The sequence below is a fragment of the Caulobacter sp. GW821-FHT10C03 genome (genome assembly GCF_059415485.1).
On sequence record NZ_JBWKNI010000007.1, the window covers coordinates 228,927 to 244,352 of the forward strand.

A 15,426-nucleotide genomic window follows, 5' to 3' on the forward strand; every position below is an offset into this window, starting at 1 on the left:
TCATGACAACCCGATCCAAGCCTGCGGATACGCAACCGGAAACGGGGGCCGACGGTCCGCTCCTGGCGGGGCTGGACGCGGCCATCTTCAAGGACGTCCAGGTCGACCTGGAAGCCAAGCTCGGCCAGGTCACCCTGTCGATCGCCACCTTGATGGGCCTGCGGCCCGGCGCGGTGCTCGAACTCGACGCCAAGCTCAACGACCTGATCGAACTGCGGCTCAACCAGGCGGTCGTCGCGCGCGGCGAGATCGTCGCCGTCGACGACCATTTCGGCGTGCGCATCACCGAGATCGCGAAGGCCACATGAAGCTCGGGCGATTTCTGTCGCTCGGCTCGACGACCGTGGTCCTGTGGACCGCCAGCGGCCCGGCGATCGCGCAGAAGCTCGGCCAGGCGACCAGCGCCGGCGACGTGTCGATCTGGCGCGTGCTGGGCGCCCTGCTCTTGTGCCTGGTTCTGGCGGTGGCCGGCGCCTACGCCCTGCGCCATCGCCTGCGAGGGTCGGGCGTCCCAGCCCTGGGGCGGGCCTTCGCGCCCGTCGATCGGCGGCTGAAGCTGGTCGAAACCGTTCGCCTCAGCCACCAGACCGACATCTGCCTGATGCGCTGCGACGACGCCGACTTCGTGATCGCCGCGACGGCCCAGGGCGTGATCCTGCTGTCGAAGCCCGTCGATGTTGCGGCCCCGGTCCAGCCGGAGACGCAGGCATGACCCGTTTCGCCTTCCTGCCGTGGCTGCTCGCGCTCGTCCTGGCGCTCACGGCTAGCCTGGCGATCCCCGCCGGCGTGGCGCACGCCCAGTCGGTCCCCGCCCAGGCCGCGGCCGCCCTGTCGTCCCGCGCCAAGGCCGTCAACCAGGCCGACCAGCCGGCCCGCACCTCCGAAGTGCTGCGCACGGCCCTGCTGCTGACCGTCGCGGCCCTGATCCCGGCGATCGTCATCTGCATGACCCCGTTCGTGCGCATCGTCGTCGTGCTGTCGATGATCCGCCACGCCTTCGGGATGCCCGAGACCCCGCCCAACCAGGTTCTGGTCAGCCTCGCCCTGTTCCTGACCGCGTTCACGATGATGCCGACCCTGACGACGGTGAACGACGTGGCGTTCAAGCCCTTCATGGACGGTTCGATCTCGGTGCAGCAGGCGATGGACCGGGGCGCCGAACCGATGCGCCAGTTCATGCTGCGCCAGGTTCACGACCAGGACATCGCCGCGGTCTACCGCATGGGCAAGAAGGCGCTGCCAGAGCGGGCCGCCGACGTCGGACTGATGGAGCTGACCTCGGCCTTCATGCTCAATGAGCTGCGCGTCTCGTTCAAGATCGGCTTCGTCATCCTGCTGCCGTTCCTGCTGATCGATCTGGTGGTGTCGAGCATCCTGCTGGCCTTGGGCATGCTGATGGTGCCGCCTTCCACGCTCTCCCTGCCGATCAAGGTGTTGATGTTCGTGCTGATCGACGGTTGGTCGCTCGTGCTCGAGAACGTGGTTGGAAGCTTTCGGTGATCCTGGGGCCGCGAGCCCGAAGCGCGGACATGCCGTCTGACGGCGAGGAGGCCGCGCTCTGGGCGGAATTTCGAAACACCGGATCGACCGCCGCGCGCGAAGCGCTGTTCGCCGCCTACACGCCGTTCGCGCGCAGGCTGGCCCGACGCCATGCGCTCGACCGCAGAACGGGCGACATCGAGTTCGGCGATCTGCTGCAGCTGGCCTATGCGGGCCTGCTGGAAGCCATCGACCGTTTCGATCCCGAGCGGGGCTCCCCTTTCACCGGATATGCTTCACGCCGGGTGTCCGGCAGCATACGCGACGGGATCGCCAAGATGAGCGAGATGCGCGAGCAGATCTCGTTCCGCAATCGCGTCCGCTACGAGCGCGCCCGTTCGATGGTCAGCGGCGACGTCGACGCCCTGACCTCGACCGAGGTCATGGACGAGCTGATCGACGCCGCGCTGGGCCTGGCCCTGGGCTTCATGCTCGAAGGCACCTCGCTCTACGTGGCCGATCAGGAAGCCGATCCGCACCCGAACGCCTATGACAGCCTCGTCTGGCGAGAGACCCAGCAACGGGCGCGGGCCGAGATATCGCTGCTGCCGCCCCGCGAGCAGTTCATCATCACCCGGCACTATCTCGACGGCATGACCTTCGAGCAGATCGCCGCGGTGCTGGGGGTCAGCAAGGGACGAATATCCCAGCTGCACCGGGCGGCGCTGCTGCTGATGAAAAAGCGAATGTTGAATTCCCAGGACTTCAGGCTGAGACGATAGGAAGACCCATGACCTCTCAAACATGCCCCCCCGCCCTGCTGAGCAGCCTGTTGGAGGTGCTCGGCCAGGACGATCAGCTCGGCCTGGAGCGCCTGGACATCCTGCTGAACGACTATGGCGGCGACGCCCGGCTGCACTTCCTGCGCGGGTCGGTCCTGGCCGGGCTGAAGCGCTACGAAGCCGCGATCGCGGCGATCGGCAAGGCGGTGGAGATCGCTCCGGACTTCGTGCCCGCCCGCTTCCAGCTGGGCTTTCTGCACTACACCTCCGGCGACGCCCAGGCCGCCGAGCGGGTCTGGCTGCCGCTGGCGGACCTGCCGGCCGACACGCCTCCGCGGCTGTTCGCCCAAGGCCTGGGCCAACTGGCGCGCGACGAGATCGACGCCGGGATCGCCACCCTGGAGCGGGGTATCGCCCTCAATCACGAAAACGCGCCGATGAACGCCGACATGCGCCTTCTGATCGAGACGATCCGAACTCAGCTGGCCGGCGCGCAGGACGAGCCGCTGTCATCGACGCAGCTTCTGCTCCAGCGCTTCGACGGCTCCGGCCTCAAGCACTAGGCGCTTTTCTGCGGATCGCCGGAAGAAATCGCTAAACGGATTTTTCCAGGTCCGGACCCTTAGATAGGGGCGGAGTAAAGTCGATGACGCCCCAGGTCTCGGGGGCGTTTCATGGTTGCGATCATCAGCGGCGACGGCGTCGGCCTGGCGCGAAGCTCGGCCTTCGTGCTCGGGTCGCGTGGCCAGTTGGGGCAGGCCTCGCTGGGCCGCGCCGGCGAGAACGTCTACGTCAACGCGGCCAACGGCAATCTGGTGATCCAGAAGGTCGACGAGATGTTGATGGGCCTGGGGCCCGACGACGTCATCGCCCGCGCCTACAACAGCCGGGGCGATCTTTCCGACGACAACGGCGACAACTGGCGCATCAGCGCCTATCGGCAGGTCATAGGCCTACAGGGCAGCGTCAACACCGCCGGCAGCACGGTCAAGCGGGTGGACTGGGACGGCTCCGAGGCCGTCTACACCTATGACACCGCGCGCGGCGCCTATGTCTCCAAGGACGGCGACGGCGCCTACGACACCCTGACCCTCGCCGGTTCGACCTGGACCTGGACCGACGGCTCGACGCGCACCGTCGAACTCTACGATCACGCCAGCAGCGGCCGGATCACCTCCAGCAGGGATACCGACGGCAATGCGCTGACCTTCACCTACGCCAACGGCAAGCTGTCGCGGGTGACGACGGCCGACGGCTACTACACCGATCTCGTCTACTCCGGCGCGCTGCTGACCCAGGTGGTCACCGGCTACAAGCCGGGATCGGGCGGCGTCACGACCCTCACGCGGGTGCGCTACGGCTACGACGCCCAGGGCCGCCTCAACACGGTGAGCGTCGACCTCACGCCCGAAGACAATTCGATCACCGACGGCAAGACCTACGTCACCACCTATACCTACCTCGGCGATAGCAAGCTGGTGGCGTCGATCGCTCAGAGCGACGGCTCGCTGCTGCAGATCACCTACGTGCAGCCGTCCGCCAACGACTATCGGGTCGCCACGCTGGCCCAGACGGTGAACGGCGTCCAGCGGACGACGAGCTTCACCTACAACACCGCGACGCGGACCACGACGGTCACCGATCCGTCCGGTCAGGTCACCAGCCTGGTCTATGACGCCGCCGGCCAGCTGACGCGGGTGACCACGCCGCCCGACGTGGCCGGCGGAACGTCCCAGGTCACCGATTTCACCTACAACGCCAATGGCGACGTCACGAGCGTGACCTCGGGAACCGGTTCGGTCACCTACCAATACGACGCCAACGGCAACATCACGCTCGAACGCGATCAGGCCGGCGTCACCATCACCCGCATCTACGGTTCCAGGAACGAGTTGCTGGCCGAAACGCGCTACCTGACCCCTGATCCGGACGGGGCCGGCGCCGGTCAGCCGGCGACGCCCCTGACCACCCGCTTCGTCTACGACGCCGAGAACCATCTGCGCTTCCGCATGGATCCGGACGGCTTGGCGATCGCCTACGAATACAACGCCGCCGGCCAACGGATCGTCGAGCTCAGCCTGCCCGCCAACTACCTGGAGATCGCCCCCTGGACTCCGGATATGCAGCCGCCGGAAACCCAGATGGCGGACTGGTGGGCCACGATCACGGACAAGAGCACCGGCATCCGCACCGAAACGACCTACGACTATCGCGGCGGCGTCGCCACGGTCACGCGGTACGGCAAGCTGCTGGCCAACGGACAGGGCGACCTGACCGATCCCTCGCAGAACACCGTCACGACCTTCATCTACGATCAGGCCGGCAACCTGCTGCGGCGGATGACCACGAACGGCTACGGCGATCCGGAGGGCGCCCAGCCCTACGAGACCTTCGTCTATGACGGCCTGGGCCGGCTGATCGCCTCGACCGATCTGCGCGGCAAGCGCACGGACATCGCCTTCGTCGACGCCTCCAGCCAGACCATCGTGACGCTGGCCGACGGCCTGATCCAGACGTCGACCTATAATACGGCGGGCGAACTGATCAGCTATTCGCGCTCGGCCGCGGCGACCGGACAGGGGATCTCGACCACCAGCTTCGTCTACGACAACCTCGGCCGTCTGCGGGCGAGCACCGATCCTACCGGGATCAAGACCCAGTATCTCTACGACCGCCTTGGCCGGAAGGTCGCCGACATCGCCCATGACGGGTCGCTGATCGAATACGTCTACAACGGCGACAACCTGCTGATCCGCACGATCCGCTACAAGACCCCGCTGTCGGCCAGCCAGCTCGCCAGTCTCACCGACAGCGCCGGAAAGCCGACGAGCGTCGAACTGGCCAGCGTGCGGCCGGCGGCCGACGCGGCCGTCGATCAATGGGAATGGCGCATCTACGACGCGGCCGGCCGCCTGGTCGAGACGATCGACGCAAGCGGCGCTGTCGTCGAATTCATCTACGACGGCGCATCGCGCCTCGTCATGACGCGAGCCTACGACAACCGTCTGACGATCGCGACGCTGAAGGCGACGCCGCCAACCGCCAAGGTGCTGCCGGCCGCGGCTCCGATCTACGACCGCGTGACCCGCAACTTCTACAACGGCGCCGATCGACTGGTGGGAACCCTGGACGGCGAGGGCTTGCTCACCCAGCTCGTCTACGACAAGGCCGGGCGCCTGATCGAAACCATCCGTTTCGCGACGTCGACGAGCGGCAACCGCGAAACCGACACCTTCGCGCAATTGCTGGCGAGCGTGGTTTCCGGCGCCCTGAGCGCCAAGGACATCCACGAACGCAACGTCTACGACGGCCAGAACCGCTTGCGCGCGATCGTCAACGGCGAAGGCGAGATCACCCGCTACAGCTACACCGCCGCCGGCGACGTCAGCCAGGAGGTGCGCGGCCAGCGGCTAGCCAGCGGCGTGGCCGCGACCCTGGCCAATGTCCTCGCGGCGAGCGCTGTCGGCGCGCTCGAGACCACGACCTACACTCGCGGGGCCAACGGGCAGGTGGTCGCCAAGATCAAGTATCTCGCCAGCGGCGGAACCGAGACCATCGGTTATGGCTACGACGCCCTGGGCCGCTTGACCACGACCCTCATCAGCGCCACCGGCGTGTCCCAGGCCACCACCCGTCGCTACGATCTGCACGGGCGCCTGATCGGCGAACTGTCGGGCGTGGGCAGCGCGGCCTTGGCGGGCTTGGGCGAAAATCCGACCGCCGCGCAGGTCAATGCGATCTACGCCATCTATGGCACGACCTACGCCTATGACGCCGCCGATCGCCTGATTTCCAAGACCGAGCCCAACGGCGTCGACGGCGCGGGTCAGCGCACGCTCTACTACTACGACAGTGACGGAAACCTGACGCACGTCGTCAACGCCCTGGGCGAAGTGGAAGAGCGGGTCTACGACGGCCTTGGCCGCCTGTCGGACGTCATCATCCACGGCGCGCGGATCGGAACCAGCGTCCTGGCCACGCTGACGGGGGGGCTGATCACCCCTGCCCTCACCTCGGCGGTCGCCGCGATCGCCAACGCCAGCCTCGATAGCAAGACCCACACCGACTACAACCTCAACGGCGCGGTCAGCCAGACGACCAACGCCTTGGGCGTGACGACCACCTACGACTACAACTCCTTCGGCCAGCTGACCGCCGTCCGCACGCCCACCGAGGGCTCGACCGTGGTGGTCGACAACCGCTCCTATGACCGGCGCGGCCTGCTCGTCACCGCACGTCGGGACGTCGGCGCCGACCGCCTGCAGTTGATCACCATCTTCGCCCTCGACGCCTTCGGGCGGGTCACTCAGGTCACCGACCCGAACAACAGGTGGACCAAGACCGACTATGACCGCGCGGGCCGGGTGGTGACCGCGACGGACACCGCCGGACTGACGACCAGCTATACCTATGACGGGCGCGGCAATGTCCTGACCTGGACCGATCGGACCGGCGCCGTCACGTCCTTCGCCTATACGGCCTTCAACCGTCAGATGACGATGACCACGCCCGAAGGGATCGTGGTCTCCACCATCACCAACGCCTTGGACCAGACCATCCAGGTCACCGACGGCGCCAATCGCTCGACCTACTACCAGTACAACGCCGACGGCGACCTGATCGTCGTCACCGACGACCTCGCCAACCAGGTCAAGACCGACTACGACGCCGCCGGCCATCTCATCCGGGTGACCAATCCGAACGGCTCGAAGACCACCTACACCTACGACGCCGCCGACCGCGTGCTGACCCGCACCGAGGACGCCGACGGCCTGAACCTCGTCACCCGCTACGAATACGACGCCAAGGGACAGCAGGTGAAGGTCACCGACCCCACGCTGCGGGTCACGACGATCACCTACGACCTGGCCGGCCGACAGACGGCGATCGTGACCGACGCCGGCGGCCTGGCCCTGCGCACGGAGTACGCCTACGACAAGAAGGGTCGCGTTCTCACCGTCACCGAGGCCGCCGGCACGGGCGCCGCGCGGGTCACCCAATACACCTATGACAACGCCGACCGACTGACCAAGACCCAGGTCAATCCCGCCAGCCAGAACCTCACCACCCAGTACGCCTACGACAAGAACGGCAACGCGGTGGCCGTGACCGATGCGGCCGGCGGCGTCACCCGCTACGTCTATGACGGCGAGAACCGGGTGATCTGGACGGTAGGCCCTACGGGGACCGTGACCAGCACCACCTATGACGGCGAAGGCCGGATCGTAACCGAACTGGTCTATGCGGCCCAGGTCCCGACGGCGACATTAGTCGGACTGTCCCAGACCCTCACGGCGGCCGCCGCCAGCGCTCTGGTTTCGTCCGGCTCAAACGACCAGACGACCAATTACGTCTACGACCGCGACGGCCGCCTGGTCTTCGTCATAGACTCGACCTTGCACCGCACGAAGTACGCCTACGACGCCGCCGGTAACCTCGTCCGCACCGTGCGCTCCTCACTGACGATCGCAGCGGCGGCCAGCTACTCGGTCGCCTATGTCGAAGCGCAGATCAACGCCCAGAACAATCTGGCGCAGGACAAGTGGATCACCCGTTCGATCTACGACTCCGCCAACCGCTTGGCCTTCAGCATCGACGAGGGGGGGCGTGTCACCGCCTACACCTACGACCGGGCCGGCAACGTGGTGAAGAGCCGTCTCTACGAGACGCTCTACACCGACACCGCCGATGTCAGCCTTGCGGCCATCACCGCCTGGTCTGCAGGCTTGGCGGGCGCCCAGATCGACGACGACCGGATCGGCCGCACCCTCTATGACGGCGCCGGACGCCCCGTCTACCAGGTCGACGCGGAAGGCTACGTCACAGAAACCCAGTACAACGCGGCCGGGCAAGTCACCCAGGTGATCCGCTACGCCGACCGCTATGCGGTGAGCGACAGCTCCACCAAGGCCAGCCTGGCGGCCCTGATCGGCGCCCTGCCGGCCTCCGCGAAGACCACCCGCTACACCTATGACGCGGCCGGACGGCTGACCGACGTCACCGACCCGCTCGGCGTCGTCACCCACCGAGTGCTCGACGCCATGGGCCGGGTCACCGACAGCACGGTGGCCTACGGAACCGCCGACGCGACCACCACCCATCGGGTCTATGACGCCGCCGGCCGGCTGACGAGCGAGACCCTCGGTTACGGGTTCGCCGAGGCCTCGACCACCAGCTACGGCTACGACGGCGTCGGGCGAGTTCTGACGCACACCAACGGCCGCAACTTCACCACCACCTACGCCTACGACGCCGCCGGCCAGCTCAAGAGCGAGACCGTCCCCCTCGACGCGGGCGCGAACGCCGTCACGAGCTACGAGTACGACGCCTTCGGCAACCGGGTAAAGGTGACCGACGCCCGCGGCTCGGTCGGCTATTTCTACTATGACAGCGCCAACCAACTGGTCCTGCAGATCGATCCCGAAGGCTACGCCACCGAGACCGGCTATACGGTCACCGGCGAGGTCAAGAGCATCAAGCAGTATGCGACGAAGGCCACGAACCTCGGCTCGACCACCACGCGCCCGACCCTGACCGCCAACGCCGCCGATGCGGTAACCGTTATCGGCCGCGACAAGCTGGATCGGGTGATCTCGATCACCGACGCCGAGAACTTCAGCGAGGTCTACGAACTCAACGCCTTCGGCGATCGGGTCAAGGTCACCAACAAGCTGGGCGGCATTGTCGTCAACACGTTCGACAAGCGCGGCCTGAAGCTGAGCGAGACCCTGCCCGTCACGGTCTACGACGTCGAGGGCGGGCTGAGAGCGACCAACATCGTCAACCGCTTCGAATACGATGCGCGCGGCAACCTCGAACGCAAGATCGAGGCGTCGGGCCTGGCCGAGCAGCGCATCACCCGTTTCGTCTATGACAAGCTCGACCGGGTGGTGGAGCAGATCGGCGAGGCCGTGGACGTCCTGAACGCGGACCTCATCACCCTCTCCACGGTCGTTCCCAAGCAAAAGATCATCTACGACAAGCGCGGCAACATCATCGAAAGCGTCGATCCTGCCGGCGCGCGCACGCTGTATTATTTCGACGCCCTCGATCGCAAGATCGGCCAGATCGACGCCCTGGGCACGCTGACCGAGTGGACCTACGACGCGGCCAGCAACGCAGTACAGGTCAAGATCTACGGCGAGGCCCTGACGCTGCCGACCCAGCCGGGCGGAGCCCGTCCCCCGCCGGTCAACCCCGCCTCCTATCGGGTGACCACCTACGAATACGACCGCAACAATCGGCTGGTCGCCACCAGCGTGGCGAACCTGCGCACCGGCTCGCAGCAGGGCGAGACGTTCGCCACCCAGATCACCACGATCACGGCGCGCACCCAGTACGACGCCATGGGCAACGTCGTGGCCCAGTTCGACGAGCGCGGCTGGTCGTTCAGCTACTACGACAAGGTCGGGCGCAAGATCGCGACGGTCGACAACGACACCTACCTGACCGTCTACGACAGCGATGCGGCCGGCAACGTCCTGCTGGAGACCCGCTTCGCGGCCAAACTGTCGATCCAGGCGGGCGTGGGCACGACCCTGGCCCAGCTCAAGGCCGGCGTCGCGGTCGGCGCCGACGATCGCCAGACGAGCTTCACCTACGATCGCAACGGCCGCCGCCTGACCCAGACCCGCCTCAACGTGGCCTACGGTCAGTCGGTCTTCAACGTGCAGAACGGCGCCATCGTCGGCGGGTCTCTCGCCGAAGGCGTCGCCGGGGCCACCATCACCTACGCCTACAACGGCCTGGGCCAGGTCACCGCCAAGATCCAGAGCGACCTGCAGCGGACCGACTACAGCTATGACCTCATGGGACGGCTGACCCAGACCCTCGGCCCAGCGACCACCGACTACGACGGCGCGGCGACCCGCCACCGGCTATCCAATCAGTACGACGGCCTCAATAACCTGGTGCGCACCAGCGAGGGACGGACCGAGGTCGACGCGACCCGGGATCGGATCACCAAGTACCACTACGGCAAGGGCGGCATGCTGGCCGCCACGACCGACGCCTCGGGCTTCATCCGCTATTTCGCCCAGGATATCGCCGGGCGCACCGTCCGCGAAAACTACGTGCGCGCCAAGGCGGACGGGACCACTTCCATCGAAGGCACGCTCTATGACTATGACGCGCTGGGCCGGCTGAAGACCCAGTCCTCCGCTTCGTTCAACGGCAACGTGATCGTTCGCGGCGACAAGACCCACCTTCGCTACAACGCCTATGGCGAGGTCACCGGCAAGGGCCTGACCGCGGGAACCGCCTCGGCGACCTATCAGGAAACATATGAGTACGACGCCGGCGGCCGCCTGTGGCGGTCGCGGGGCGCCGACGGCGTGGTGCGGCTCTACATGTACGACGGGGCCGGCGGCGCGACGCTGACGATCGAGTCCTCCGGCGCCAAGAACCTCGCCGCCTACGCCAGCCTCGAAGCCGCCATCGCCGATATCGGCCAGAGCGCCTTCACCGGCATGAGCGCCTCGTCCGACGTCGTTGTGACGGTCACCGTGTTCGACCGGCGCGGCCAGGTCGCGGCCACCCGCAGGCCCTATCGCCAGACCAGCGGCTCGAGCCCGACCCAGCTTTCCGCCCTGATCGAACGGCGCGTCTACAACGCCTTCGGCGAGGTGGTGCAGGAAATCGACTCCCGCAACTACGCCACCGACTACACCTACAACACCCTGGGCAAGCTGACGAAGCGGGAGTCGCCCAGCATCTCCTGGACCAACGAGGCGGGCGTCACCGCCCAGGCCCGGCCGACGGAGCGCTACTGGTACGACCGGCTCGGCCGCCTAGTCGCGACCGAGGACGCCAACGGGAACCGCACCCTGCGCCAGCTGGCCCAGGGCACCGGCTATGACGGCGTCGAGGCCTTGAGCGTCATCGAGATGCACGCCGACGGCGGCCTCGTTCGCCGGAACTACGACGTGTTCGGCGACCTGCGCGTCGAGATCAACGCGCTGAACAAGACCATCGTGCGCGACTACGACAAGATGGGCCGCGTCTTGGCCATGGGCCTGCCCATGCGCGCCGATGGCGTGCAACTGACCGAATACTATTCCTATGACGGGCTGGGCCAGCGCCTGAAGCACTGGAACAGCCAGCTCGGCGCCGGCGTATCGGAGGTCACGACCTACGACCTGCAGGGCCGCGTCATCAGCCAGACCGACTTCGCCGGCCACGCCACGACCTACAGCTACGCTTTCGACGCCGGCCTCGCCAGCGCCGGCTACGTCGCCGGCGGCTGGGTCCAGACCACCACCACGGTCAGCGGCCGGACCAGCACCGACAGCATCGACGTCTTCGGGCGGCGGCTCTCCCACGTCGACCTGGGCGGCCGCTCTTCGGTCCAGACCTACGACCAGGCGGGTCGCTCGATCGAGCAGAAGACCTACAGCCCCCTCGGCAACGAACTGATCGAGACCAAGATCATCAGCTACCTGAACTCGGGGCTGGTGGGACAGATCCTGGAGGTGGTGCAGTCGGGCGACGACCTGATGACCGGCACGACCACCTATGCCTACGACCTGACCGGCAACCGCGTGGCCGAGGACTATTCGATCCGCCACCAGGGCGTGACCTACGTCCCCGCCGAGAGCACTCCGCCGCCCTGGCAGACCGAATACCAGGAGCCCGAGGAAAACCTGATCCCGGTCGAGTACAACACCCTGGTCGTCTATCGCTCGGCCCGCGCCACCTATGACGCCCTGGGCCGGATGATCTCGTACACCGACGGCGGCGAGAACGGGACCTGGCCGGTCAATGTCGCCTGGAAGTACGACAAGTCCGGCAACGTGCGGAACATCGTCGCCACCTACGGCGTCTCCGGCTCGGCCACCTATCTCGCCCAGGACCAGTGGTTCCGCTACGACTCCATGGACCGCGTGGTCACCGACAAGGGCGTGCTGCAGACCGTCAACGGAGTCAGCAGCATCGTCCGCGGCATGCAGGGCACGGATGTGCTCTACGACGCCGCCGGCCAGCGGGTGGAAGCGACCCGTACGACCACCCAGACGATCCCGGACGCCAGCGCGCCGGGCAATACGCGCACCTACGTAATCTACAACGTCGAGAACTACACCTATACGGCCGACGGCTACCTGCTCTCGGCGATGTCCGGGAAGGAAGTGGTCGGCGACATCGGCGAGACCGAGCCCGACCAGACGGTGATGACGTGGGAAGACACCCGCGACGCCATGGGCCGGCTGACCAAGCACATCGAATACACCAACTACTTCAAGACCTACGAACAGACGCTGACCTACGATCTGGCCTCGAACGTCGTCGGGGAGGCCACCTGGCGCCAGGTGACCAGCGGCAGTCAGACCACGACCACCTCGGCCGAGAGCGTCAACAGCTATGTGGACGCATGGGGCGTCTACCAGGGCGTCGTCATCTCCACCACGACGACCGCGGCCGGCGTCACCTCCCGCACCACCACCTCGTACGACTGGTGGGACACCGCGCGGCAGAGCCAAATCTACTACCAGGCCAATATCAACAACGCCGCTAGCAACCACTCCTTCTTCGTCTACGACCCCGCCGGGAAGCTGCAGTCGGTCACCATCAACGACGGCCGGACGCGCACGGTGAGCTACGTGATGGACGCCGGGGGCATGGTTCTGTCGCGCCGCGAGGCCGACGGCAACAGCGCCCTGGCCGATCCCTATACCTACAGCTACTTCATGGAGGACCACCGGATCGGGGAGTACGGCAACGACGGCGCCTCCGATCTCAACTGGGCCGAGACCGTGGCCCTGCGCGCCTCGGCCAAGACCTCGCCGTTCCGCACCGGCGCGGCGGTTAAGTCCGGCGACTTCTCGCAGAACTACGTCCCGATCAATCCCGACACCAACAACGGCGGCCGGGCAGACACCAGCGTCACCGTGCGCGCGGGCGACACCCTGGCCTCGATCGCCGAAAGCCTGTGGGGCGACGCTTCGCTGTGGTGGAAGCTGGCCGAGGCCAACGGGTTGTCGGTCAACGACAGCGTGGCGGCAGGCCAGACCCTGGTGGTCCCGGCCAACATTCTCAACGCCAAGCACAACGCCGACACCTTCCGGGTCTACGACCCCAACAAGGCGATCGGCGACACCAGCCCGACGGCGCTCGCCCAGGTCAAGCCGCAGGGCAAGGTCAAGGGCTGCGGCGGGGTCGGCGCGATCATCATGGTGGTCATCGCCGTGGCGGTCACCGCGATTGTCGCCCCGTATGCAATAGCCGCAGTCGCGAATGTAACGGCGGCCGCAAGCAGCGCGACAGTTACGGCCGCAGCAGTGACGGCCGGCACCGCGAGCATTACGGCAGCAGCCACCATCGCCGGCAGCGCCATCGCCGCCGCGGCGGGCAGCATCGCCAGCCAGGCCTTCGGTGTGGCCACCGGCATCCAGGACAAGTTCAACTGGAAGGGCGTGGCGCTCGCCGCGATCAGCGGCGCGGTCGGCGGCGGCTTCAAGGCCTTCAACCTGTTCGACGGCATTTCCAGCCCGCTGCTGCAGGGCGCGGCGCGAGGCGCGGCGACCAACGTCATCACCCAGGGCGTCGCGACCGCCACCGGCCTGCAGAGCCGCTTCGACTGGACCGGCGTCGCCGTCGGCGCCGTGGTCGGCGGGGTGTCGGCCAGCCTCAGCAACGCCTCCTGGATGCCGCAAGGCAAGGCCTGGACGTCCGACGGCCTGCTCAACAGCGCCATATCCGGCGCCGCCGGCGCCGTGGCGGGGGCCGCGACCCGCTCGCTGATCGACGGCACCGACTTCGGCGACAACGTCATCGCCGCCTTGCCCGACGTGATCGGCAGCACGATTGGGAACGCGATCGGCGCCAAACTCTCATCACAACTGTCGAGCCAAGGAACGGATGAACGGTCAGCAAGGCTGGACGCCATGCTGCGCGGTATGGACCGTGCAAATGAACGATACGCTGCCGGAAACCCCGGAAGCTACGAAGTCGCGGCGTTGGGGAACGAGTATAGCGGCGCGCCAACGGCCAAGTCGCATTGGTGGTCGTGGAGCAACATCAAGGGATCGTTGAAGTCCACTTGGGAGACCCTGACCCATCCCTCGACCTGGGTCGGTAAAATTCGCGACGCGATCGACTACACGAAGCAATCAACACAATCGTTGAAGGCCGACCTGTCAAATGTCGGTGACATGGTTTCAGAAGTCATCGTCACCGCGAATACGCGACGGGACCCGGAGGCCCAGTCCACCTACACCGGTCGCTACATCACCTATATGAGCAACCGAAGGATTGATGCTCAAAGGCAAATCGCGGACGCCTTCCAGCCGTCTCGCGGTCCCATGATCGATGGGGGCGGAGTCGATTCGCTCATCCACACCGGCTCGTCACTGCTGAAGCTTGGAGGCGGAGCGGTTGCTCTGGTCGCCAGTCCATGGACCGGCACGTTTGACGCCACCATCGGCAGCACGCTCAATCAAGCCACGGCGAGCGCACCTCACGGCTCGATTGGTGGCCTCGACTATGACATGAGGTTGCCGACCACGTTCGCTGGCGACAGCGCGCTCACGATTGGCGGATTCTTGGTTGGTGGCCCGGCGGGTGGTGCCCGGCCCGCGGCCGTTGGGCGAGGGATGACTGCGGTTGACGAGTTGGCGGCCTTCGAGCCCAAGCTCGCCACCAGCGGTGACGAGTTCGTTGGTCCGTTGATTGGGAAGTCTGGCTATCGAACGAGTGCAGAGCTGTCAGATGCAGCTTTTGTTAAGTATCAAACCCTTGTGGATGACGCATCCGCGCGCGTTGATACTTTGGTTGCGACGGGGAGGCTAAAGCCGCCGAGTGGGGTACCTATGAACACCTACAAGGGCACATTGGTGGACGAGGCCGCCCGGGATGGATTGAGGTACTGGGCACAGCAAGAAGGGCTGCCGGAGGGGGCTGGGCGGTTAGTTCAGATCAATCGAAGGCTGTATGATCCCGCTGGTGTGAAATATCGTATTCCGGACCTTCAGGTCGGCAGCCATATTTTCGATGCCACTCTTGGGGTGAAAACCTTTAGCACCCCTCAAGTTGTGGATTTCAAAGCTTTTAGTGGTGGCTCCAATGTAACAATTGTTCGCCCCGGCTCACTCGGCGGCTCGAACAGTATTTTCCCGTGAGGTTTCGATGTCTGATTGGTGTAGAACTAAAAGCCAGTTAAATGAATTCTTGG

Annotated in this window: 6 protein-coding genes; all 6 read left to right on the forward strand. The window is 66.1% G+C overall.

Annotated features, from left to right (window positions below; genetic code table 11):
- Positions 1–2 precede the first annotated feature (2 nt).
- The 6 genes from AC07NG_RS12075 (at position 3) to AC07NG_RS12100 (ending at position 15,373) form a co-directional block, all read left to right on the forward strand.
- Positions 3–308, forward strand: a complete 306-nt coding sequence (locus tag AC07NG_RS12075; protein ID WP_492857083.1) for a FliM/FliN family flagellar motor switch protein — start codon at positions 3–5, stop codon at positions 306–308.
- On the forward strand, positions 305–712 hold the full coding sequence (locus tag AC07NG_RS12080) for a flagellar biosynthetic protein FliO (protein ID WP_492857082.1): 408 nt from the start codon (positions 305–307) through the stop codon (positions 710–712). The genes AC07NG_RS12075 and AC07NG_RS12080 overlap by 4 nt, the downstream gene beginning before the upstream one ends.
- The gene (gene fliP, locus AC07NG_RS12085; RefSeq protein WP_492857081.1) at positions 709–1,500 is read left to right on the forward strand and encodes a flagellar type III secretion system pore protein FliP; all 792 of its coding nucleotides are present in this window, start codon (positions 709–711) and stop codon (positions 1,498–1,500) included. The genes AC07NG_RS12080 and fliP overlap by 4 nt, the downstream gene beginning before the upstream one ends.
- A 29-nt stretch (positions 1,501–1,529) precedes the next feature.
- On the forward strand, positions 1,530–2,261 hold the full coding sequence (locus AC07NG_RS12090) for a sigma-70 family RNA polymerase sigma factor (RefSeq protein WP_494594254.1): 732 nt from the start codon (positions 1,530–1,532) through the stop codon (positions 2,259–2,261).
- 8 nt (positions 2,262–2,269) lie between these two features.
- A complete protein-coding gene (locus AC07NG_RS12095; RefSeq protein ID WP_492857079.1) occupies positions 2,270–2,824 on the forward strand; it encodes a tetratricopeptide repeat protein in 555 nt (184 codons plus the stop codon).
- A gap of 111 nt (positions 2,825–2,935) precedes the next feature.
- On the forward strand, positions 2,936–15,373 hold the full coding sequence (locus AC07NG_RS12100; RefSeq protein ID WP_494594255.1) for a LysM peptidoglycan-binding domain-containing protein: 12,438 nt from the start codon (positions 2,936–2,938) through the stop codon (positions 15,371–15,373).
- Positions 15,374–15,426 lie beyond the last annotated feature (53 nt).